The following is a 20,819-nucleotide window of genomic DNA, read 5'->3' on the forward strand; positions in this document are numbered from 1 at the left end:
ATGAAGCGCCTCCTCCTCATCGCCAGCCTGCTGGCGGCGCCTGCCTGGGCTGCCGACAAGGCCCTGAGCTTCGACATGAGTGCCGAGACCGTCTACAGCCGCGAGCGCGGCCACGGCTTCGAGCCCGGCGCGCCTGCCAACGCCGCGGGCCAGCCCAGCTTCTTCTCCGTCGACTTGCCCGAAGGCAACTACCGCGTCACCGCGACGCTGGGCGGCGCCGAAGCCAGCGACACGACCATCAAGACCGAGTTGCGCCGCCTGATGCTGGACAGCGTGAAGTTGCCCGCCGGCAGCACCGAGACCCGCAGCTTCATCGTCAACGTGCGCACCGCCGACATCGCCGCCGCGCCAGGCGTCGAAGCCGGCCGCGTCAAGCTCAAGGAGCGCGAGATCGCCAGCGAAGCCTGGGCCTGGGATCGCCGCCTGACGCTGGAGATCAACGGCCCCCACCCGGCGCTGCGCCGCCTCTTCATCGAGCCCGTTACCGTGCCCACGGTTTTCCTGCTAGGCGACTCCACCGTCGCCGACCAGAGCGGCGAGCCCTACGCCAGCTGGGGCCAGATGCTCACCAGCCTGTTCAAGCCGACGGTGGCCGTGGCCAACCATGCCGAATCGGGCGAGACATTCCGCGACTCGCTGGCACGCCGGCGCATCGACAAGATCCTGTCGGCCCTGCAGCCCGGCGACACGGTGCTGATGCAGTTCGGCCACAACGACCAGAAGCAGCAGAAGGACGGCAGCGGCAATGCCGAGACCTACAAGGCCGAGCTGCGCACCCATGCGGAGCGCATCCTGGCGCGCGGCGGCGTGCCGGTCATCGTGTCCTCGATGGAGAGGCGCAACTTCGACAGCGAAGGCCGGCTCAAGCCCAGCCTGCTCGAATACGCCGACGCGGCCCACAGCGTTGCCCAGGACATGAAGCTGGCCTTCATCGACCTCAACGCGATGAGCCAGAAGTTCTACGCGGCCCTCGGCCCCGAGCGCTCGCAGGCCGCCCACCCGATGAACAACGGCAAGCTGGACAACACCCATCACAACAACTACGGCGCCATGCAGTTGGCGCGTTCGGTGGCCCTGGGTCTGAGGCAAGCCCGGGTGCCGGTGGCTGATCAGCTGCGGGACGACCTTGGCATCATCGAGCCGAGCAAGCCGTTGGCGCCGGAGCAGTTCCACATCGCAGCCAGCCCCGGCTTCACCCACCAACGGCCCCTCGGCGACTGATGAAAAACACCATCCTGGCCCTGGCGCTCGCCTGCGCCGCGCTGACCCATGCACCCATCTCGGTCGCCGCGCCGCCGGTCCTGGTCGCAGGCTTTTCGACCGAGCGCCTGAAACGGCTGGATGCGGCGATCGACGAACAGATAGGCGCCAGGCAGCTTGCCGGCGGCGTCATGGTGGTGCTGCGCGATGGCAAGCCCGTCGTCTTCAAGGCCTATGGGCAGCAGGACGTCGAGAACGCCAAGCCGATGCAGAAGGACACCATCTTCCGCATCGCCTCCATGACCAAGGCCCTGACCACCGTCGCGGCCATGATGCTCTACGAGGAAGGCCGCTTCCTGCTCAAGGACCCGGTGTCACGCTATCTGCCGGCCTTCGCCAACGTGCAGGTCGCCTTGCCGGGCGGCTGCACCGAGAAGCCGCGCCGTCCGCTGACCATCCACGACCTGCTGACCCACACGGCCGGCATGAGCTACGGCCCCGGCCCGGCCTCCGCCGCCTACGCCAAGGCCGGGCTGACGGACTGGTATCTGGTCGGCAACGACGAGACGCTGGAGCAGTGGACGAACCGCTTCGCGGCCCTGCCGCTTCAGGGCCAACCGGGCGATGCCTTCATCTACGGCTATGCGACCGATGTGCTGGGCCGCCTCGTCGAGGTCGTGTCGGGCCAGCCGTTAGACGTTTTCATCAAGACGCGCATCGCCGACCCGCTGCGCATGGCCGACACCAGCTTCTTCCTGCCGCCGGAGAAGCTGAGTCGCCTGGCCAATGTCTATGGCCTGGAGGGCGGCCAACTCCAGCTGATGGAGACACCGGCCAGGAGCGACTTCGTCAACGGACCGCGCAAGCTGCTGTCCGGCGGCGCCGGCATGCTGTCGACGGCCGGCGACTACACGCGCTTGCTGCAGATGCTGCTCAACAAGGGCGAGCTGGACGGCGTTCGCATCCTGTCGCCGCACACCGTGGCGCTGATGACGGCCGACCATCTCGGAACGAAACCCGGCGGCGATGCCGATGGCTTCGGCCTGGGCTTCTGGGTGAACGTGCGTCGCGGCGGCTTCAAGGAGCTGGGCAGCGAAGGCGCCTTCGGCTGGGGCAGCGCCTATTTTCCGCAGTACACCGTCGATCCCAAGGAGCGACTGGTCATCCTCTTCATGACCCAGCTGCGGCCCGCGGGCAATTCCACGCTGCATCTGCGCGTGCGCAACCTGACCTATCAGGCCTTGATGAAGTGAGGCGCGATGCCGCAACCGGTATCGCAAGAACCTTGTTAGCGCTCATCAGAACGCGGCTTCGACTGCACATCTGAAACACAGCTCAAACGCTCAGCGGGTTGAGTACACGCGCTGAAGTCCCCTGCCTAGAGTCCGCTCCCGGTCATCGACCGTGAACAAAGACACTAACCAGGAGACTTCATGCATACGACGACAAGCGCGCGCCCGCCCTGGGCACGCTGGCTGGCCGCAGGCCTGCTCGCCGCGGCATCCGCACCCGCGATGGCGGCCTTCAGCATCACCACCGTCTGGGACAGCGGCAGCGCCGCCAAGCCCCAGTACCTCATCGACACCGATGCCGGCCTGGTGTTCAAGGTGCGCGCCTATGACAACGGCGCCAGCACCACCTCCTCCGGCGACATCTCCAGCCTGGTCTACAAGGGCGTGGAGTACGCCGACCAGACCAGGGGCACGCAGCTGAACTCTGGCGCGGACTGGCTCTACACCAACGTCAGCGCGCTGACCGTGAAGGCCGAACTCGTCGATGCCAATGGCGTTAGCACGCCGGCCGCCAGCACCAATGGCGGTGTCGTGACCGGCAGCGACTTCATCAAGATCACGCTGACCAGCACCAGCACCAAGGGCGGCGTGCTGACGCACTACTACCTCGTGAAGAAGGGCCAACCCAATATTCACATGGGCACCCACTTCACCGAGGAGCCCGATGTGCACGGCCTGGTGCGCTTCATCGCGCGCGTGCCCATCGCCAAGCTGCCGAGCGGCGGCCCGGCCTCCACGGCCGGCGGCCTCGTCAGCCACAACGGCGCGAACTTCTGGGCCGAAGACCTGCGCGGCACCAGCGGTGCCATCGAATCGGCCGACGTGTTCGGCTTCACGGCGCCCGATGCGCGCGCCGGCGAGTCGCGCTCCAAGCATTACTCCAACCGCCGCTTGAAGGACTGGCAGATCCTCGGTGGCACCGGGCCGGGCGTGGGCCTCTGGTTCTGGCGCGACAACCACGAGGGCGATTCGGGCGGCCCCTTCTATCGCAGCCTGCTGCAGCAGATCACCGACACGACCAACGAGCTGACCTATATGGTCAATTACGGCGAGGCCCAGACCGAGGCCTTCCGCCTCGGCATCCTGAACACCTACATCCTGATGTTCACCGACGGCGCGCTGCCGACGGTGAGGCCAGATACCAGCTGGTACGGCACGCTGAACCTCGTCGGCTATGTGCCGCCGGTGGGCCGCGGCTCGGTCAGCGTGGCCGGCCTGACCGGTCGCGTCACGGGCCTGCCCTACACGGCGGGCTTTGCCAACAGCAAGGCCCAGTACTGGGTCGACGCCGATCCGGTCGACGGCCACTTCACGGCCGAAGGCATGCTGCCCGGCGTCTACACCATGACCGTCTACAAGGGTGAGCTCGAGGTGCAGACAGCCCAGGTCACGGTGACGGCCAACGCCAACTACGCCCTCAACCCTATCGCCATCACCGCCGACCCGGCTGCCACGCCGGCCCTCTGGCGCATCGGCCAGTGGGACGGCTCGCCGCAGGAATTCATCAACGGCGACAAGCTGACCTTCATGCACCCGGGCGATGTGCGCATGGCCTCGTGGAATGTCGGCCCCTACGTCGTCGGCACATCGACGGCCGCCACCGGCTGGCCCGCCTACCAGTGGAAGGACGTCAACAACGGCCTGCAGGTGCGCTTCACGCTGAAGCGCGGCCAGAACGCGGTACCGCTGCGGCTGCGCATCGGCCTCTCGGCCGACTTCGCCGGCGCCCGCCCTCAGGTGACCGTCAACAGCTGGACCTCGGCCATCCCGGCGGCGCCGCCCAAGGTGTCGCGCAACATGACCGTGGGCACCTACCGCGGCGTGAACCGCACCTACACCTTCGACATTCCGGCCAGCCAGCTCGTCGTCGGCACCAATGTGCTGACCATCAACACGGTCAGCGGCACCGCCGGTGCCAAGTTCCTCAGCCCCAGCATCTCCTTCGATGCCATCGACCTCGTGGCCGTTCCGTGAGCCCCTCGCCCAGCCCGCCTCGCTGAACGCGGGCGGTCTGGTCGGTCTTGCAGACCGCGCTGCTGCAATGCCGCAGCTCTTCGTCAGGCACAACACGTCCGCTGGACGTGTTGTGTCCGGCCTCAGCCCCCGAGGGGATGGCGATGCATGCGGCATTGAACCGCATGCACATCGCCAGGCGGGCCGGCTAGGGAACTGGAGTCGGACACAAGCAGTCCCTGCGGACTGCTTGTGCCTACGGAAGGACATGGGCCTCTGGCCCATGGCAGCCCCGGCGCTCGGCCCGAAATACAACAGAGATCACCACCTCCATGAAAACCAAACTTCTTGCTTCTCTCCTCGGCGCCCTGCTCGCCGCCCCCGCCATGGCCGGCGTCGTGCAGACCACCGGGATCGGCAGCGCCACACCCGCCGCTCAGCACCTGAGCTACGCCGCCGACTTCGAGGCCAACACCCATCTGGACAGCCCCTGGTCCGAGGGTGGCCTGCTGTTCAGCCACACCGGTCTGGCCAACGACAACGGCGGCTGCGGCTATGCGGGTGAGTTCTGCGTGGACCTGGGCGCCGGCGAGCGCTACAGCCAGTCCTTCAGTGGCAACTACTTCGCCACCGCGGGCATGAACGCCTATGTGTCCATCCGCAGCGGCGGCGCGAATCTCAACGGTATCGAGTTCGCCGTCGACTCGGGCTATGCCAGCATCTTCGTGATGTGGCAGACGCTGCTGAATGGCGTGCTGACGGGCAGCGGCCGGGTGTCCCTCGGCGCCGCCGGCATCGGCGATGTGCTGGGCCTGAGCGACGCGGTCGGCTTCAACGAGGTGAGGGTCTACACCTTCGACAGCGCCAGCGACACCTCGGGCTACAGCGCCGCCGCCATCGACAGCGTGCGTGCCTTCACCATTCCCGAACCGGGTTCGCTGGCCCTGGCCTCGTTGGCCATCTTTGGTTTGGCGGGTATGCGCCGCCGCCGCGGCTGATCGAGCCAGCTCCAAAGCAAAGGGCCGGTCTCGCGAGAGGCCGGCCCTTTCCCTGTCTTGTCGTTCAGTGCGCGCCGGCCTGTGTTCGCCAGGCGTCGCGGTAGGCCCGCCATCCCACGGGGCTCAGCGCGGCGACGGGCTCGGCAGCGGCTTCGGGCGCGCTGCCCCAGGTGTCCAGCAGCCAGGCGCCGCAGGTCGTGCCACTGCTGTCGTCGGACACGGTCACGTCGCGCCCCTCGGCCAGGCCGGCCAGCAGCGGGCCGAACCAGGGGTTGGCCGTGAAGGCGCCTTCGACGACGACACGGCCTTGGGCGCCGAGAGCGTTCAGGCAGTGATCGGCCATCAGCACGACGTAGAGAGTGGCCAGCGCCGCCTGCTCGGCGGGACTGGCCGGCGCCGGGCCGGCGATGCGGCCAGTCTGACCCGCGAAGGGGCCACCGGTCTCGGCATAGCAGGGCAAGGCCAGGCTGCGCTGGGCAATCAGCTTCCCGATCTCCGCGACGCCGAAGCTCGCCGGCTGCGCGCCGGCGATGGTGCCGAACTCGCGCCCGCCCATGAAGCGCATGCAGGGCACGGCCTCGCCGAAGACATTGCAGTTGGCCAGCATGTCCTGGGCCTCGACCAGCGGCCGCGTCGCCGAGCCCAGGGCCGCGGCAACGAGCCAGGTGCCGGTGGACAGCACGGTGCAGGGCCCGCTCTGTCGCAGCGTCAGCAGATGTCGCAGCAACGAGGCATTGCTGTCGTGGATGCCACAGACGATTTCGCAGTCGGCCGGCAGGCCGGTGTCGGCGGCCAGTTCAGGCCGCAGCTTGCCGAGGCGCGCCCAGGCGTCACGCCGAGGCGGGAACAGTTGCTCCCAACCCAGTCTTTCGACCAGGCTGGACCAGCGACCCACGCGCGGCCGCCACAGGTCGGTGTGGCAGCCCAGCGAAGTGACCTCACTGGCCGCGACGCCGCAGAAGCGCCAGGCCCAGTACTGCGGATACATCAGCACATGCCTGGCACGCGCGAACTCGGTGGGAAAGCGCGCCTGCAACCAGTCGAGCTGCCGGCCGAGGTTGAGCCCCGCAGGCAGTTGCGGCGAGCCGCTCTCGTCGAAGGCCGGGCGCAGCGCCTCATAGCGCGCGGCATCGGTCGCGTCGCCCGGCACATGCTCGTAGTCGGGCACCGGCAGCACCAGGCCCGCTTCGTCGATCAGTGCCGCCGTCGCGCCATGCGTGACCGGCACGATGGCGCGGATGTGGGCGAGCTTGGACAGGGCGCGCAGTTCGCCCAGCATCCAGCCCCACAGCCTCTCGGTGTCGTGATGCGGATAGGGGCCATCGCGGCGCACGGTGTTGGGCGTGCGCCGCTCGGCCAGCGTTCTGCCGGCCGAATCGATCAAGGTGAGCTTGGCGTTGGTCTTGCCGATGTCGAGGACAACCGTAGCGCTCAAGAGTTCAGTCCCGCATGGCGGTGGTAAGCGCCCGACTCCAGCACGGCCGCGTAGTCATGCGAACTCATGGCCGAAGCCTCCACCACCCGAGGGTCCACGGCTTCGGGCTCCACGGTGATGACTCGCACGCCGTAGTGCTCGAGCAACTGCACGGCGCTGTCGGACGCGCCGGTATCGGTGATGACGGTGGAGACGCGGTTCAGGCCGCACAGCACCAGGCCGGCCTTGCGCTGGAACTTGGAGCTGTCCACCAGAACGACCAGTTCCTCGGCCTGGCCGATGAGGCGCTTCTCGGCCTGGATCAGCAGCGGGTCGGCCTCCATCAGGCCCAGGATGGACAGGCCGTAGACGCCCATGAACATCTTGGCCGCGTAATGGTGCTGGGCGACGTCGTTCTCGAAGGGGCTGAGGATGACGTTCTGCTCGCGGTAGACCTTGCCGCCGGGCAGGATGATTTCGTTGTCGCTGGTGACGAGCAGGCGCTCGGCCATCAAGAACGAATTCGTCAGAATCTTCAGCTGTTTCTCGACGAGAAACTCAGCCATCATGAACGTGGTGGTGCCGCCATTGATGATGATGGTTTCGCCGTTATTGCACATCGAAGTGGCATAACGGGCGATGGCGCGCTTGGCGCCAGTATTCTGTTGCGCGGTGCTTTGAAAAGTCTCGCTGGACAGCGTGTAAGACTTCTTCTTTTGCTCCAGCCTTTGAGCACCGCCGCGGGTGCGGGTCAACTGGTTTTTTGCGGCCAGCCAGGAAATATCCCGACGCACGGTGGCGGCCGAAGCCGACAACCATTCCATCAATTGCTGGACGCTGGCATGCTCGCGCTCGTCCAGCAGTTTGAGCAGACGCTTGTGACGCTTGTGATTGATCATCGGATCACCTTTATCGGGCGCCCCGGAGAAACCGGCAACGACCGTTGTCTCGTATTTATGGCGCACTGCCTCTGACGGGCAGGCGTCGCTGGAGTTCACGGCCCGGCTCGGGCCGGGTCCTCGGGTGCGGCCAGTGAGCGTAGGCCCCGACCGCCACAGCCCTCTCCACTCACGCTCAGAAGCAATCAAAGCCTGGGTGAAACGCTGTTCCAAGTGCAGATTACGTCAGCCGCATGACAGCGTCAATCAGCAAACGCTCAAGCCCGTGAGCGTTTCGTGAGTGGCAACCCGGGGCCCGGCGCTTTCGATCATCCTTTTGATTTACTGCGCCGACGCCGCGCAGGGCGCCCGGTTTCGGCCCACACTGCGTTCCGTTTCCTCGATGAACTCCCGCAAAAGGCGGGCTCCGAAAGCGCCATCTGCGCTCACGGCGACGACAGACGACCCGAATACAGGCAAGCTGATGACTGCAAATTCCCAAACCCCTGCGCAAACTCCGATCGTTTCCAAATGGGACGATGCCGTGGCGGCCAAGTTGAGCGAGCCCGAACTGCTGCTCTACCGTTCCAATCTGCTGGGTTCGGACCTACGCGTGACGAATTTCGGCGGCGGCAATACCTCGGCAAAGGTCACCATGCGCGACCATTTGACCGGCGAGGATGTCGAGGTGCTGTGGGTCAAGGGCTCGGGCGGCGACCTGGGCTCCATCAAGCTCGACGGTTTCTCCACCCTCTATATGGACAAGCTGCAGGCGCTGAAAAAGCGCTATCGCGGCCTGGAACATGAAGACGAAATGGTGGATTACCTGCCGCACTGCACCTTCAATTTGAATCCACGTGCCGCGAGTATCGATACCCCCCTGCACGCCTATATCCCGAAGGCGCATGTCGATCACATGCACCCCGACGCCATCATCGCCATCGCCGCCTGCGCCGACAGCAAGCAGCTGACCGAGGTCATCTTCGGCGGCCAACTGGGCTGGCTGCCCTGGCAGCGCCCAGGCTACGACTTGGGCCTCAAGCTCGAAGCCCTGGCCACGTCCCAGCCCAAGCTCCAGGGCATCATCCTGGAAGGCCACGGCCTCTTCACCTGGGGCGACACGGCCAAGAGCTGCTACGAGATCACGCTGGAGATGATCCGCCTGGCCGAGCAATGGCTGGGCGAGAACGTCAAGCAGCCGGTGTTCGGTGGCGTCAAGACCCTCACCCTGCCCGCCGACGAGCGCGCGGCCCTTGCCGCCCGGCTGATGCCCGCCCTGCGTGGCCGCATCAGCGCCGGTGAGCGCAAGCTGGGCGACTTCAACGACAGCGCCGCGGTGCTGGAATTCGTCGCCAGCAACGATTTGCCCAAGCTGGCGGCCCTGGGCACCTCCTGCCCCGACCACTTCCTGCGCACCAAGATCCGCCCCCTGGTGCTGGACTTCGACCCGACCCAACCCGACGTCGACGCCCTGCTGGCCGGCCTGGATGCGGCACTCGACGCCTACCGCGCCGACTACACCGCCTATTACGAGCGCTGCAAGCGCGCCAACAGCCCGGCCGTGCGTGATGCCAACCCCGTCATCTACCTGATCCCGGGCGTCGGCATGCTGTCCTTCGCCAAGGACAAGGCCACGGCCCGCATCGCCGGCGAGTTCTATATCAACGCCATCAACGTGATGCGGGGTGCCAACGGTGTCGACAAATACGTCGGCCTGCCCGAGCAGGAGGCCTTCGACATCGAGTACTGGCTGCTCGAGGAAGCCAAGCTGCAGCGCATGCCTAGACCCAAGAGCCTGGCCGGCCGTGTGGCCCTGGTCACCGGCGGCGCCGGTGGCATCGGCCAGGCGGTGGCGCGTCAGTTGCTGCAGGAAGGTGCCTGCGTGATGCTGACCGACATCGACGCCGAGGCGCTGGAGGAAGCCCGGCAGAACCTGCTGAAGGTGGGTGGCAAGGACAACATTGCCGCCGTGCGCGGTGACATCACGTCCGAAGCCGAGGTCGAGAGCCTGCTGTCCGCCACGGCCTTGCGCTTCGGCGGCCTGGACATCCTCGTGTCGAATGCCGGCATCGCCTCCGCCGCGCCGCTGGAAGAGACCACGCTGGAGATCTGGAACCGCAACCAGAACATCCTCGTCACCGGCTACTTCCTGGTCAGCCGCGGCGCCTTCCGCCTGATGAAGCAGCAGAAGATCGGCGGCAGCATGGTCTTCGTCGCCAGCAAGAACGGCCTGGTCGCCTCGGCCGGTGCCTCGGCCTATTGCACGGCCAAGGCGGCCGAGATCCACCTGGCCCGCTGCGTCGCGCTGGAGGGCGCCGCCATCGGCGTGCGCGTCAACGTCGTCAACCCCGATGCCGTCATCCGCGGCTCGCGCATCTGGGACGGCAAGTGGAAGGAAGAACGCGCCGCCTCCAACAAGATAGACAGCGACAACATCGAAGAGTTCTATCGCCAGCGCAGCATGCTGAAGCTGAGCGTCTTGCCGGAAGACATTGCGGAAGCCGTGTACTTCATGGCCAGCGACAAGTCCGGCAAGAGCACAGGCAATGTGCTGAACGTGGACGCCGGCAACGCTGCCGCCTTCACGCGCTAACAATCAGCGCAGGAGACAAACATGACGACGCAAATCATCGACAAGGCCCAAGTCGAACAGCACAACGCCAGCCAGCGCGCCATGCTGCAGGCCGACTACGACGCGCTGGGCGGCATGCTGTCGCGCCGCGGCGTGGACATCGAGGCGCTGACCGCCAAGGCCCAGACCTTTGCCGTGGCCCTGCCCAGCTGGGGCGTGGGCACCGGCGGCACGCGCTTCGCCCGCTTCCCTGGCAAGGGCGAGCCGCGCGACGTGACCGAGAAGCTGGAAGACTGCGCCGTCATCCACCAGCTGACGCGCGCCACGCCCACCGTGTCCCTGCACTTCCCCTGGGACAAGCCGGCTGACCCCAAGGCATTGCGCCAACAGGCCGACAGCCTCGGCCTGTCCTTCGACGCGGTGAACTCCAACACCTTCCAGGACCAGGCCGGCCAGGCCCACAGCTACAAATACGGCAGCCTGACCTCGCAAAGCGCCGCTGCCCGCGAGCAGGCCGTGGCCCACAACATCGACTGCATCGAGCTGGGCAAGACGCTGGGCTCCAAGGGCCTGACGGTCTGGGTCGGCGACGGCGCCAACTTCCCCGGCCAGCACAATCTGCGCGGCGCGCTGGAGCGTTACCTCGACAGTGCCAAGGGCATCTATGCCGCCCTGCCCGACGACTGGCTGATGTATATCGAGCACAAGCTGTTCGAGCCGGCCTTCTACTGCACCGTCATCGCCGACTGGGGCACCAGCTTCGCCGCCGCGCAGGCGCTCGGCGACAAGGCCAAGTGCCTGGTGGACCTGGGCCACAACGCGCCCAACACCAACATCGAGATGATCGTGGCCCGCCTGGCCCAGTTCGGCAAGCTCGGCGGCTTCCATTTCAACGACAGCAAGTACGGCGACGACGACCTGGACTCGGGCTCCATCGACCCCTTCCAGCTCTTCCTCGTCTTCAACGAGCTGGCCGACGCCACGCTGCGCGACGGCGCGTTCAAGCCGGCTTATATGCTGGACCAGTCGCACAACGTGACCGACCCCATCGAGAGCCTGATGAGCAGCGCCGTCGAAGTGCAGCGCGCCTTCGTGCAGGCTGCCCTCGTGGACCGCGCCGCCCTGGCCGGCTTCCAGGAAGCCAACGATGCGCTGCAATCGGCCCAGGCACTGAAGAAGGCCTTCCGCACCGACGTCAGTCCCATCCTGGCCATGGCCCGCCTGCGCTCCGGCGGCGCGGTCGACCCGGTCGCGGCTTATCGCGCCAGCGGCTATCGCGAAAGCGTTGCAGCCCAACGCCCGCCGAAGGCAGGTGCCAGCGGCTCCGGCATCGTCTGAGGTGGATGCCCAGGCCTTCGGCGCACGCGGCGACGGCATCACGCTCGACACGCGGGCGCTGCAGGCCGCCATCGACGCCGCGGCGCTCGAGCGCACCACCCTGCGCCTGACACCCGGCGCCTACCTCACCGGCGCCGTCTTCCTGAAAAGCGGCATGACGCTGCGGCTGGACCGCGGCGCCACGCTGCTGGGCTCGCGCAACCTCGCCGACTACCCGCTGCTGCCCACGCGCGTCTCCGGCATTGAGATGCGCTGGCCGGCGGCCCTGGTCAACATCTACGGCGAGCATGACGTCAGCCTGGTCGGCGAGGGTTGCATCGACGGCGACGGCCAGGTCTTCTGGGACAGCTACTGGGCCCTGCGCGCCCTCTACGAGCCACGTGGCCTGCGCTGGGCATCGGACTACGACGCCCAGCGCCCGCGCCTGATCCAGGTCTACGAGTCGGCCCGCGTCAACATCGGCGAAGGCCTGCTGCTGCGCCGCTCGGGCTTCTGGACGCTGCACCTCTGTTATTCGGAAGAGGTCAGCGTCGACGGCGTCACCATCCGCAACAACGAGGGCGATGCGCGCGGCCCTTCCACCGACGGCATCGACATCGACTCCTCGCGCCGCATCACCATCCGCCGCGCCGACATCGCCGGCAACGACGACGCCCTGGTGCTCAAGGCCGGCCGCGACGCCGACGGCCTGCGCGTCGCCCGTCCCTGCGAAGACATCAGCATCAGCGACTGCATCGTCCGCGACGGCGCCGCGGGCCTGACCTTCGGCAGCGAAACGTCTGGCGGCTTTCGCCGCATCACCGCGCGGCGCATCGAGGTGCATGCGCCCGTGCCGGTGGGCCTGCTGTTCAAGTCGGCGCCCAGCCGCGGCGGCTTCATCGAGGACGTGACGGTCAGCGACCTGGCCTTGCACGACGTGCCCACCGCCCTGCGCGTGACGATGAACTGGAACCCCGCCTTCAGCCGCGCCGACATCCCCGCCGCCGAACGCGCCGCGGCGCCCACCCACTGGCTGAACCTGGCCGCGCCGGTGCCGCCTGCGCAGGGTCGGGTGCAGGTCAACGGCGTGCGCATCGAGCGCCTCAAGGCCCGCGGGGCCAATGTCGCCTTCGAGGTCGACGCCTATGCCGAAGCGCCGCTGCGCGACTTCCGCTTCACCGGCCTCGACATCCAGGCCCGTCGCGGCGGGCATCTGCAGGACATTCGCGACTGGCGCTTCGACGCTGGCTGCCGCCTGGACCTGGGTTCGCCCATCGCCGTCGGCAGCGGCTGCGAACTCTCCGGCCTGGCTGACGCGCACTGGCGATTGGCGCCGACACTGCAACGCCGCGACGTATCCGCCCTGCCCATGGCCGAGCAGGACATCCAATAGAGATGAAAAGCAAGGAGACATCCCGATGAGCGACGAGACCCTGGCCTTCAAGATGCAGCTCAAGCCCGGTGTCGTGCCCGAGTACAAGCGCCGCCACGACGAGCTCTGGCCCGATCTCGCCGCGGCCCTGCGCGGCGCCGGCATCCACGACTACTGGATCTTCCTGGACGAGGACACGCTCAGCCTCTTCGCCGTGCTCAAGCGCAAGTCCGATTGCCCCTTCGACGACCTGCCCCACCAGCCTGTCATGCGCCGCTGGTGGGACTACATGGCCGACCTGATGGAGGTCGAGCCCGACAACAAGCCGCGCCAGTGGCCGTTGACGCCCCTCTTCCACTTCAACTGAAGGGGCGAAGCCATGCGCGCCTGGATCACCCTCGCCCTGGCCTGGGCTCTCGCCTCGGTCGCCGTCGCCGACTCGCTTCGCCCACCCCTGCTGCTGACGGCGCGTGCCGCGGCCCAGGACCTGTCGGGCCGCTGGACCTATTCCAAGGACCTCTACCGCACGGGCCTCACCGACATCAACGGATGGCCCGCCAAGCCGCGCATGGAACGCTTCCGCGACGTGGACGTGGCGAGCACCGAAGCCAAGGGCGGCGTCGGCTTCTTCGAATACGACCTCGACCGAGGTGCGGCCATGGACATCCCCGGCGCCTGGAATTCGGCCACGCCCGAACTGCGCTATTTCGACGGACTGATGTGGCTGCAACGCCGCTTCGACGCGCCGTCACCCAAGCCGGGGCAGCGCAGCTTTCTGCGCTTCGAGGCCGTCAACTACCGCGCCATGGTCTTCCTCAACGGCAAGGAGGTCGGCCGGCATGAAGGCGGCTTCACGCCCTTTGTGGTCGAGGTCACCCAGGCCCTGCGCGAGACCGGCAACCGCCTCGTCATCGGCGTGGACTCCAGGCACGATGCCCAGACCATCCCGGCCGAGATCACCGATTGGGACCTGTACGGCGGCATCACGCGGCCCGTCAAGCTGATGCAGACGCCGGCCACCTTCATCGACGACGCGACGCTGCGCCTGACCGACGCCGGCCGGCTGGTGGGCAGCGTCCAGCTCAACGGCCCGCAGGCCGCCCAACAGACTGTCAGCCTGCGCATCACCGCGCTGGGGACCGTACTGCAGGCTCGCACCAATGCCAATGGCGAAGCGCGCTTCGATGGCCCAGCCCCGGCCGCACTGAAGCGCTGGTCCCCCGAATCGCCGACGCTCTACGACGTGGATTTCGAAGCAGGTGGTGATCGCGTGCGCGACCGCATGGGCTTCCGGACCATCGCCGTGCGCGGCAGCGAGATCCTGCTCAACGGCCAGCCCGTCACCCTGCGCGGCATCTCCATCCACGAGGAGGAGATAGCCCCCAACCCGGCACGCCGCATCGACGAGGCCGCCGCGCGTCGCCTGCTCGGCGAGGTGAAGAACGGCCTGCACGGCAACTATGTGCGCCTGTCCCACTACCCCCACAACGAGACCATGCTGCGCGTGGCCGACGAGCTGGGCCTGCTGGTGTGGAGCGAGATCCCGGTCTACTGGAGCATCGACTGGGAGACGCCGGCCGTGCTGGACAAGGCCCGCCGCATGCAGGCCGAGATCATCTACCGCGACCGCAACCGCGCCGCGCTGATCCTGTGGAGCATCGGCAACGAGACCCCGGTGACCGACGCCCGCACGCGCTTCCACACCGCCCTGGCCGAGACCGTGCGCGCCATCGACGCCAGCCGCCTCGTCTCCGCGGCCCTGCTCGTCGAGCGCAAGGGCGACACCATCCACATCGCCGACCCGCTGCTGCCCCAGCTCGACGTCGTCGCCGTCAACACCTATGCCGGCTGGTATGGCGACGACGACCTGGACACCGTGCGCCGCCTGCGCTGGGACGTGCCGGCCGACAAGCCCCTGCTGTTCTCCGAGTTCGGCGCCGACGCCTTCGCCGGCTTCCGCGACCCGACGTTGCGTCCCAAGTTCAGCGAGGACTACCAGGCCGACTACTACCGCGCGACCCTGGCCATGGCCGCCAAGGTGCCAACGCTGCGCGGCATGTCGCCCTGGATCCTGAAGGACTTCCGCTCGCCGCGCCGCGAGCATCCGGTCTACCAGAACGGCTGGAACCGCAAGGGCCTGATCTCCGAGACGGGGCAGCGCAAGCTGGCCTTCGACGTGCTGGCCGAGCATTACCAGGCGCAGGCGAAATGAAGCGATGGCTGGCCGCCCTGGCCTTGGCAGCGGCGGCGTTGTCGGCCCATGCGGCCCGCGAGGTCTACAACTTCAATCCCGGCTGGCGCCTGCACGTCGGCGACGCCCCCGGCGCCGAAGCCACGGCCTTCGACGACAGCGCCTGGAAGCCCGTCACCCTGCCTCGCGCCTGGAACGAGGACGACGCCTTCGCCAAGGACATCGTCGACCACAGCACCGGCATCGCCTGGTACCGCAAGCGCTTCACCCTGCCCAGGGACGTCGCCGGCCGCAAGGTCTTCATCGAGTTCGAAGGCGCCCGCCAGGCCGCCGAGGTCTGGGTCAACGGCCAGCGCATCGGCCTGCACGAGAACGGCGTGACGGCCTTCGGCTTCGACCTGAGCCAGGTCGCCAAGCCCGGCGACAACCTCATCGCCGTGCGCACCGACAACCGCTGGGACTACCGCGAGCAGGCCACCCACCAGCGCTACCAGTGGGCCGACAAGAACTTCAACGCCAACTACGGCGGCCTGCCCAAGAACCTGAAGCTGCACATCACCGACAGGCTCTACCAGACCCTGCCGCTGTACGCCAACCTCGGCACGACCGGCGTCTATGTCTACGCGGCTGACTTCGACATCAAGGCCGGGCGGGCGACCATCGCCGCCGAAGCGCAGGTGCGCAACGAGCACGACAAGCCGCGCCGCTTCGGTTTCGACGTCGCTCTGCGCGATCGAAAAGGCAAGCTCGTCGCCAGCTTCAAGGCGCCGGCACAGACCCTGTCGGCCGGCGCCACCACCACCGTCAGCGCCCAGGCAGCCGTCGACGGCCTGCAATTGTGGAGCTGGGGCTACGGAGCACTCTACGACGTCGAGACCACACTGAGCGTCGACGGCAAGCCCGTCGACACCGTCATCACCCGAACGGGCTTTCGACAGACCGCCTTCGCCAACGGCATGGTCATGCTCAACGGCCGCGTCATCCAGCTCAAGGGATATGCCCAGCGCACCAGCAACGAGTGGCCGGCCATTGGCCTGTCGGTGCCGGCCTGGCTGAGCGACTACAGCAACGGCCAGATGCTGGCCAGCAACGCCAACTTCGTGCGCTGGATGCATACGGCGCCGTGGAAGCAGGACGTCGAATCTCTGGACCGCCTCGGCCTGATGCAGGCCATGCCGGCGGGCGACTCCGAAGCCGACGTGAACGGCCGGCGCTGGGAGCAGCGCATGGAAGCCATGCGCGACGCCCTCATCTACTTCCGCAACAACCCCTCGGTGCTGATGATCGAGTCGGGCAACCGCGGCGTCAGCGCCGAGCACATGGCCGAGGTGAAAGCCCTGCGCGACCGCTTCGACCCGCATGGCGGCCGTGCGGCCGGCAGCCGCGAAATGCTGTCCAGTGCCCTGCAGGACGTGGCCGAGTACGGCGGCGAGATGCTCTACGTCAACAAGAGCGCGCGCCGCCCCATGTGGGCCATGGAGTACTCGCGCGACGAAGCCGCCCGCAAATTCTGGGACGAACTCTCGCCGCCCTTGCACCGCGACGGAGACGGCCCCGAGCACAAGGGCCAGAGCGCCGCTGCCTACAACCGCAACCAGGACAGCCAGGCGCTGGAGGACGTGCGTCGCTGGGTGGACTACTGGCGCGAGCGGCCGGGCACGGGCACGCGGGTGTCGGCCGGCGGCGTCAACATCATCTTCAGCGACAGCAACACCCACCACCGCGGCGCCGAGAACTACCGCCGCAGCGGCGAGGTGGATGCCATGCGCATTCCCAAGGACGGCTTCTTCGCCCACCAGGTGATGTGGGACGGCTGGGTCGATGTCGAGAAGCCCCGCGCCCACCTGGTGGGCCACTGGAACTACCCTGCCGGTACGGTCAAGACCGTCACCGTCATCTCCAGTGCCGCTCGCGTGCTGCTGATGCTGAATGGCCGGCCCCTCGGTGCGAGCGCCGCCAGCGAGCCCTTCGTCTTCCGCTTCGACGGCGTGAAGTTCGAGCCCGGTGAACTGCGCGCCGTGGGTCTGGACAAGGAGGGCCGCCAGGTCTGCGAGGACCTGCGCGTGACGGCGGGCGCGCCGGCGGCGCTGAAGCTGACGGCGCAGACGCATCCCCTGGGCCTGCAGGCCGATGGCGCCGACCTGGCCCTGGTGCAGGTCGAGGTCGTCGATGCCAAGGGCCGGCGTCAACCGCTGGCGCTGGACAGCGTCAGGTTCAGCCTCGACGGGCCCGCCGAGTGGCGCGGTGGCATCGCGCAGGGACCGAACAACTTCGTGCTGGCGCGCGAGCTGCCGGTGGAGGGCGGCGTGAACCGCGTGCTGGTGCGCAGCACGACCGAGGCCGGCCTCATCACGCTGCGCGCCGAAGCCCCGGGCCTGGCCCCGGCGACGCTGGAGCTGCGCTCGCAGCCCGTGAAGGTCAGCGGGGGCTTGAGCACGCGCTTCCCCGCCGATGGCCTCGCCCCGCCATCCACGCGCGGCCCGACGCCTGCGACGCCGTCCTTCACCGTCAGCCGCATCGCCGTTGCCGTGTCTGCCGTGGAAGCCGACAGCGGCACGCCGGCCCATGCCATCGACGACGACGAGTCGACGGCCTGGACCAGCGAGCCCGGCAAAAGCGGCATCCGCTTCCACCTGGCCGAGGCCACGACGCTGAGGGAGATCACGCTCAAGCTCGGCGGCTGGCGCGAGCGCCAATATCCGCTGGTCATCCGCGTCGATGGCATCGCCGTCTGGCGTGGCCTGACCGAGCGCAGCCTGGGCTATGTGACGCTGCCGCTGCGGCCGCAGCGCGGCCAGCTGGTCAGCATCGAGCTGACCGGCGATGCCCAGGGCGGCACAGCGACCGCCGACACCGAAGTCGCCAACCAGAAGATCGTCGACACCGGCACCGCCCGCCTCGGACGCAGTGTGCTATCCATCGTCGAAGCCGAGTTCTACAAGCTGCCCTGAGCCATGCCCGCATCCCGTCTCACCCGCCGCCAGCTGCTGGCCGCCGCGCTGCTGGCGCCAGCCCTGCCCGCCTCGGCCCAGACCTGGCCCAACCCGCTGATCCCGCAGCGCGCCGACCCTCAGGTGCTGCGCCACAGCGACGGCTGGTACTACCTGATGGCCACCGTGCCCGAGTACGACCGGCTGGAGCTGCGCCGCGCCCGCAGCGTCGCCGGCCTGGCGACGGCCGAACCCAGGATCGTCTGGCGCAGGCACGACGGCGGCCCGATGAGCCGCAATATCTGGGCGCCAGAGCTGCATTTCCTCGACGGCCGCTGGTTCATCTACTTCAGCGCCAGCGAGGCCAGGGAGCCGTGGAAGATCCGCCTCTGGGTGCTGGAGAACGCCGCGGCCGATCCTTTGCAGGGCGAGTGGACGGAGCGCGGCCAGATCAAGACGGCGTGGGAGAGCTTCACACTGGACGCCACCGTCTTCGAGCACCGCGGCAAGCGCTATCTGGCCTGGGCCCAGACCGACCCGGCGACAAGGAACCACAGCACCAACATCTATCTGCAGCGCATGGCCAGCCCGACGACGCTGGAGGGCCCGCAGGTGCTGCTGAGCCGCCCCGAGTACGCCTGGGAGCAGGTGCGCCATATCGTCAACGAGGCGCCCGCCGTGCTCGTCCATGGCGGCCGCATCTTCATCAGCTACTCGGCGGCCGGCACCGGCGCCGAGTACTGCCTGGGCCTGCTGTGGGCCGACGAGAACGCCGACCTGCTCGACGCCACGTCCTGGCGCAAGTCGCCGGGGCCGGTGTTCGTCAGCAGCCCCGAGAACGGCATCTACGGTCCCGGACACAACAGCTTCGTGACCGAGCCCGATGGCACGGTGCTGAATGTCTTCCACGCCCGCAACTACCGCGACATCGTCGGCGACCCGCTGAAGGACAGCGGCCGCGCCACGCGCGTGCAGCCGCTGCGCTTCACGGCCGACGGCATGCCCGACTTCGGGCGGCCGCTGCGCGAGGGCCAGCCATGACGGTCATCGCCTTGTCGGCCGGCGCGCCCAATGTCTTCGACGGCGAATCACCCGACCGCATCTGCCGCCGACCCACCCGCGCCGAGCTGCACGCCTATCCCTCGTCCCTGCCGGCCCGCGGCCGGGCCCTGGTCTACGCGGGGGGCGGCTATCTGCAGCTGATGCACGACAAGGAAGGCGTCGAGGTCGCGCGCTGGCTCAACACGCTGGGGCTGGACGCCTATGTGCTGGTGCACCGCCTGCCCGGCCAGGACGGCCAGCCTTTCGACATCGCGCTGCAGGACGGCCTGCTGGCCCTCGACCATCTCGCCACGCTGCCGCCGCTGCCGCTGCTGCATGTGGGCCTGTCTTCCGGCGGCCATCTGGCCGGCGTGATGGCCTGCCAGGGCGATTGCGCCGGCGCCGTCATCGCCTACGCTCCCATCAACGCCAACCACCGTGACCACAAGGTCCCGGCGGCCAAGCCCGACTTCGCCCCGGCCGAGAAGCAGGCCTTCTACGACGCCTGGCCCATAGGCATCGCCAGCGAGCCGCATGGCCTGTCGCGCTGCCCGGTCTTCCTGGTCTATGCCCTTCACGATCCCATCGTGCCCATTGCTCATGCCATGAATCTCATCGCCGCTGCCCAGCTGCATGGGCTGGATGTCGAGGCCCATGTCTTCCCGCAAGCCGAGCATGGTTTTGCGCTGCGCAGCCCGTGCGGAACACACGATCAATGGCCGGCTCTGGCGGCCCGCTGGATCAGCGTGAAACTGGCCGGCTGAAACTTCGCCTACCCTTGCCGGTTCTGGAGGTCATGAGTCAAGCATGCTGGAAGCGATCAATACCTGGGGCGACTACCGAGCCAAGCTGCGCGAGTTCGACGCCGTGCTGGAGCACGGCAAGGCGGTTGCGGCGGCCCTCGCGGGATTGACGCCCGCCGCGCCGCATCAGCGCTACGGCGAACAGATCTTCGTCAAGCTGCTGTCCCACTGCATCGCCTTGCGCCGGCTGGCGCCCGAGCCGACCCAGCAGCCGCCGCACGAGCTGTGGGACCTTCCTTCCCTGTCCGCCCTGGCGCGCTGCGCCATCGAGGCCCATGACGCCTTCGAGTACATCGCGGGTCATGCGGTGACGGACTCGGAGCGGGGGTTTCGCATCCGGCTCTGGGAACTGCATGACGCCACGCGCCGCCTCAAGATCCTGGGCGGCATCGGTTCGACGGACCCGGCCATCACCGGCATCCGGGCCGATGCGGCGCGGCTGCAGCTGGCGCTGGAAACGCATGAGTACCTGGCTGCGCTGCCGGCGGTGCCGCAGGCGGAACTGCGGCTTCGCCTGCGGCGCAGCGACCCGCCGGATTTCCACCTGACCCGGCGCGAGCGCTGCGCCATGAGCGGCGTCAATGCCGACTGGCACAAGTCGGTCACCCTGCAGCTCTCGCAGCAGGTGCAGACCCTGCCTTACTCCGTCCATCAGCTGCTTCAGTTCCAGGCCGGAACGCCCGCGGCCCTCAGGCTGATGAGCATGCCTTTGGTGTTCTCCCTGCCCTTCCTCACCCGCACCGTCCAGGCCCTGGACCTGCTGATGCCCGGGCGCCTGCCCAAGCCGCCCAGCCGGACGGCCAGGACCATGGCGGTGTGGCGCGAAGTCGCAGGGCACGGCGAGCACGGCGCCTGAAG

The 20,819-nt window shown here is 67.9% G+C and carries 15 protein-coding genes; 13 read left to right on the forward strand and 2 right to left on the reverse strand.

The window, feature by feature from the left end; all coding sequences use genetic code 11:
- From AC3WOE_RS09300 to AC3WOE_RS09315, 4 genes are all read left to right on the forward strand, one after another.
- Nucleotides 1–1,221, forward strand: a complete 1,221-nt coding sequence (locus AC3WOE_RS09300) for a rhamnogalacturonan acetylesterase (RefSeq protein ID WP_492689934.1) — start codon at nucleotides 1–3, stop codon at nucleotides 1,219–1,221.
- The gene (locus AC3WOE_RS09305; RefSeq protein ID WP_492689936.1) at nucleotides 1,221–2,453 is read left to right on the forward strand and encodes a serine hydrolase domain-containing protein; all 1,233 of its coding nucleotides are present in this window, start codon (nucleotides 1,221–1,223) and stop codon (nucleotides 2,451–2,453) included. The genes AC3WOE_RS09300 and AC3WOE_RS09305 overlap by 1 nt, the downstream gene beginning before the upstream one ends.
- A 180-nt stretch (nucleotides 2,454–2,633) precedes the next feature.
- Nucleotides 2,634–4,466, forward strand: coding sequence for a rhamnogalacturonan lyase B N-terminal domain-containing protein (locus AC3WOE_RS09310; protein WP_492689937.1), 1,833 nt, complete (start codon nucleotides 2,634–2,636; stop codon nucleotides 4,464–4,466).
- Between the two features lie 311 nt (nucleotides 4,467–4,777).
- Entirely contained in the window at nucleotides 4,778–5,443 is a 666-nt protein-coding gene (locus AC3WOE_RS09315) for a PEP-CTERM sorting domain-containing protein (RefSeq protein ID WP_492689939.1), read from the forward strand.
- A 64-nt stretch (nucleotides 5,444–5,507) separates the two neighbouring features.
- Here AC3WOE_RS09315 and AC3WOE_RS09320 read toward each other — a convergent pair whose 3' ends face one another.
- On the reverse strand, nucleotides 5,508–6,878 hold the full coding sequence (locus AC3WOE_RS09320) for an FGGY-family carbohydrate kinase (RefSeq protein ID WP_492689941.1): 1,371 nt from the start codon (nucleotides 6,876–6,878) through the stop codon (nucleotides 5,508–5,510).
- On the reverse strand, nucleotides 6,875–7,969 hold the full coding sequence (locus AC3WOE_RS09325) for a DeoR/GlpR family DNA-binding transcription regulator (RefSeq protein WP_492689942.1): 1,095 nt from the start codon (nucleotides 7,967–7,969) through the stop codon (nucleotides 6,875–6,877). The genes AC3WOE_RS09320 and AC3WOE_RS09325 overlap by 4 nt, the downstream gene beginning before the upstream one ends.
- 250 nt (nucleotides 7,970–8,219) lie before the next feature.
- Between AC3WOE_RS09325 and AC3WOE_RS09330 the strand changes: the two genes are divergently transcribed.
- Genes AC3WOE_RS09330 through AC3WOE_RS09370 form a run of 9 tightly spaced genes read left to right on the forward strand, consistent with a single transcriptional unit; the run spans nucleotide 8,220 to nucleotide 20,817 of the window.
- Nucleotides 8,220–10,328, forward strand: a complete 2,109-nt coding sequence (locus AC3WOE_RS09330) for a bifunctional rhamnulose-1-phosphate aldolase/short-chain dehydrogenase (RefSeq protein WP_492689944.1) — start codon at nucleotides 8,220–8,222, stop codon at nucleotides 10,326–10,328.
- A gap of 21 nt (nucleotides 10,329–10,349) precedes the next feature.
- Nucleotides 10,350–11,645 carry an L-rhamnose catabolism isomerase gene (gene rhaI, locus AC3WOE_RS09335; protein WP_492689946.1) on the forward strand — a complete coding sequence of 432 codons (1,296 nt, stop codon included), beginning with the start codon at nucleotides 10,350–10,352 and terminating at the stop codon, nucleotides 11,643–11,645.
- 1 nt (nucleotide 11,646) lies between these two features.
- On the forward strand, nucleotides 11,647–13,017 hold the full coding sequence (locus AC3WOE_RS09340) for a glycoside hydrolase family 28 protein (protein WP_492689948.1): 1,371 nt from the start codon (nucleotides 11,647–11,649) through the stop codon (nucleotides 13,015–13,017).
- A gap of 25 nt (nucleotides 13,018–13,042) precedes the next feature.
- Nucleotides 13,043–13,363 (forward strand): L-rhamnose mutarotase, encoded by a 321-nt coding sequence (locus AC3WOE_RS09345; protein WP_492689949.1) that lies wholly within the window; start codon nucleotides 13,043–13,045, stop codon nucleotides 13,361–13,363.
- Between the two features lie 12 nt (nucleotides 13,364–13,375).
- Nucleotides 13,376–15,208 carry a glycoside hydrolase family 2 protein gene (locus tag AC3WOE_RS09350; RefSeq protein ID WP_492689951.1) on the forward strand — a complete coding sequence of 611 codons (1,833 nt, stop codon included), beginning with the start codon at nucleotides 13,376–13,378 and terminating at the stop codon, nucleotides 15,206–15,208.
- Nucleotides 15,205–18,138, forward strand: a complete 2,934-nt coding sequence (locus tag AC3WOE_RS09355; protein WP_492689953.1) for a glycoside hydrolase family 2 protein — start codon at nucleotides 15,205–15,207, stop codon at nucleotides 18,136–18,138. The genes AC3WOE_RS09350 and AC3WOE_RS09355 overlap by 4 nt, the downstream gene beginning before the upstream one ends.
- Nucleotides 18,139–18,141: 3 nt before the next feature.
- On the forward strand, nucleotides 18,142–19,158 hold the full coding sequence (locus AC3WOE_RS09360) for a glycoside hydrolase family 43 protein (RefSeq protein WP_492689954.1): 1,017 nt from the start codon (nucleotides 18,142–18,144) through the stop codon (nucleotides 19,156–19,158).
- Nucleotides 19,155–19,922 (forward strand): alpha/beta hydrolase family protein, encoded by a 768-nt coding sequence (locus AC3WOE_RS09365; RefSeq protein ID WP_492689956.1) that lies wholly within the window; start codon nucleotides 19,155–19,157, stop codon nucleotides 19,920–19,922. The genes AC3WOE_RS09360 and AC3WOE_RS09365 overlap by 4 nt, the downstream gene beginning before the upstream one ends.
- A 43-nt stretch (nucleotides 19,923–19,965) precedes the next feature.
- Nucleotides 19,966–20,817 (forward strand): hypothetical protein, encoded by an 852-nt coding sequence (locus AC3WOE_RS09370; protein ID WP_492689958.1) that lies wholly within the window; start codon nucleotides 19,966–19,968, stop codon nucleotides 20,815–20,817.
- The last annotated feature ends 2 nt before the right edge of the window (nucleotides 20,818–20,819 follow it).

The organism is Roseateles sp. FW305-36 (assembly GCF_058787015.1).

Coding starts and splice junctions, on each gene's coding strand:
- AC3WOE_RS09310 (WP_492689937.1), top strand. CDS start 2,634: ATGCATACGACGACAAGCGCGCGCCCGCCCTGGGCACGCTGGCTGGCC.
- AC3WOE_RS09330 (WP_492689944.1), top strand. CDS start 8,220: ATGACTGCAAATTCCCAAACCCCTGCGCAAACTCCGATCGTTTCCAAA.
- rhaI (WP_492689946.1), top strand. CDS start 10,350: ATGACGACGCAAATCATCGACAAGGCCCAAGTCGAACAGCACAACGCC.
- AC3WOE_RS09365 (WP_492689956.1), top strand. CDS start 19,155: ATGACGGTCATCGCCTTGTCGGCCGGCGCGCCCAATGTCTTCGACGGC.
- AC3WOE_RS09370 (WP_492689958.1), top strand. CDS start 19,966: ATGCTGGAAGCGATCAATACCTGGGGCGACTACCGAGCCAAGCTGCGC.
- AC3WOE_RS09315 (WP_492689939.1), top strand. CDS start 4,778: ATGAAAACCAAACTTCTTGCTTCTCTCCTCGGCGCCCTGCTCGCCGCC.
- AC3WOE_RS09355 (WP_492689953.1), top strand. CDS start 15,205: ATGAAGCGATGGCTGGCCGCCCTGGCCTTGGCAGCGGCGGCGTTGTCG.
- AC3WOE_RS09300 (WP_492689934.1), top strand. CDS start 1: ATGAAGCGCCTCCTCCTCATCGCCAGCCTGCTGGCGGCGCCTGCCTGG.
- AC3WOE_RS09345 (WP_492689949.1), top strand. CDS start 13,043: ATGAGCGACGAGACCCTGGCCTTCAAGATGCAGCTCAAGCCCGGTGTC.
- AC3WOE_RS09305 (WP_492689936.1), top strand. CDS start 1,221: ATGAAAAACACCATCCTGGCCCTGGCGCTCGCCTGCGCCGCGCTGACC.
- AC3WOE_RS09360 (WP_492689954.1), top strand. CDS start 18,142: ATGCCCGCATCCCGTCTCACCCGCCGCCAGCTGCTGGCCGCCGCGCTG.
- AC3WOE_RS09350 (WP_492689951.1), top strand. CDS start 13,376: ATGCGCGCCTGGATCACCCTCGCCCTGGCCTGGGCTCTCGCCTCGGTC.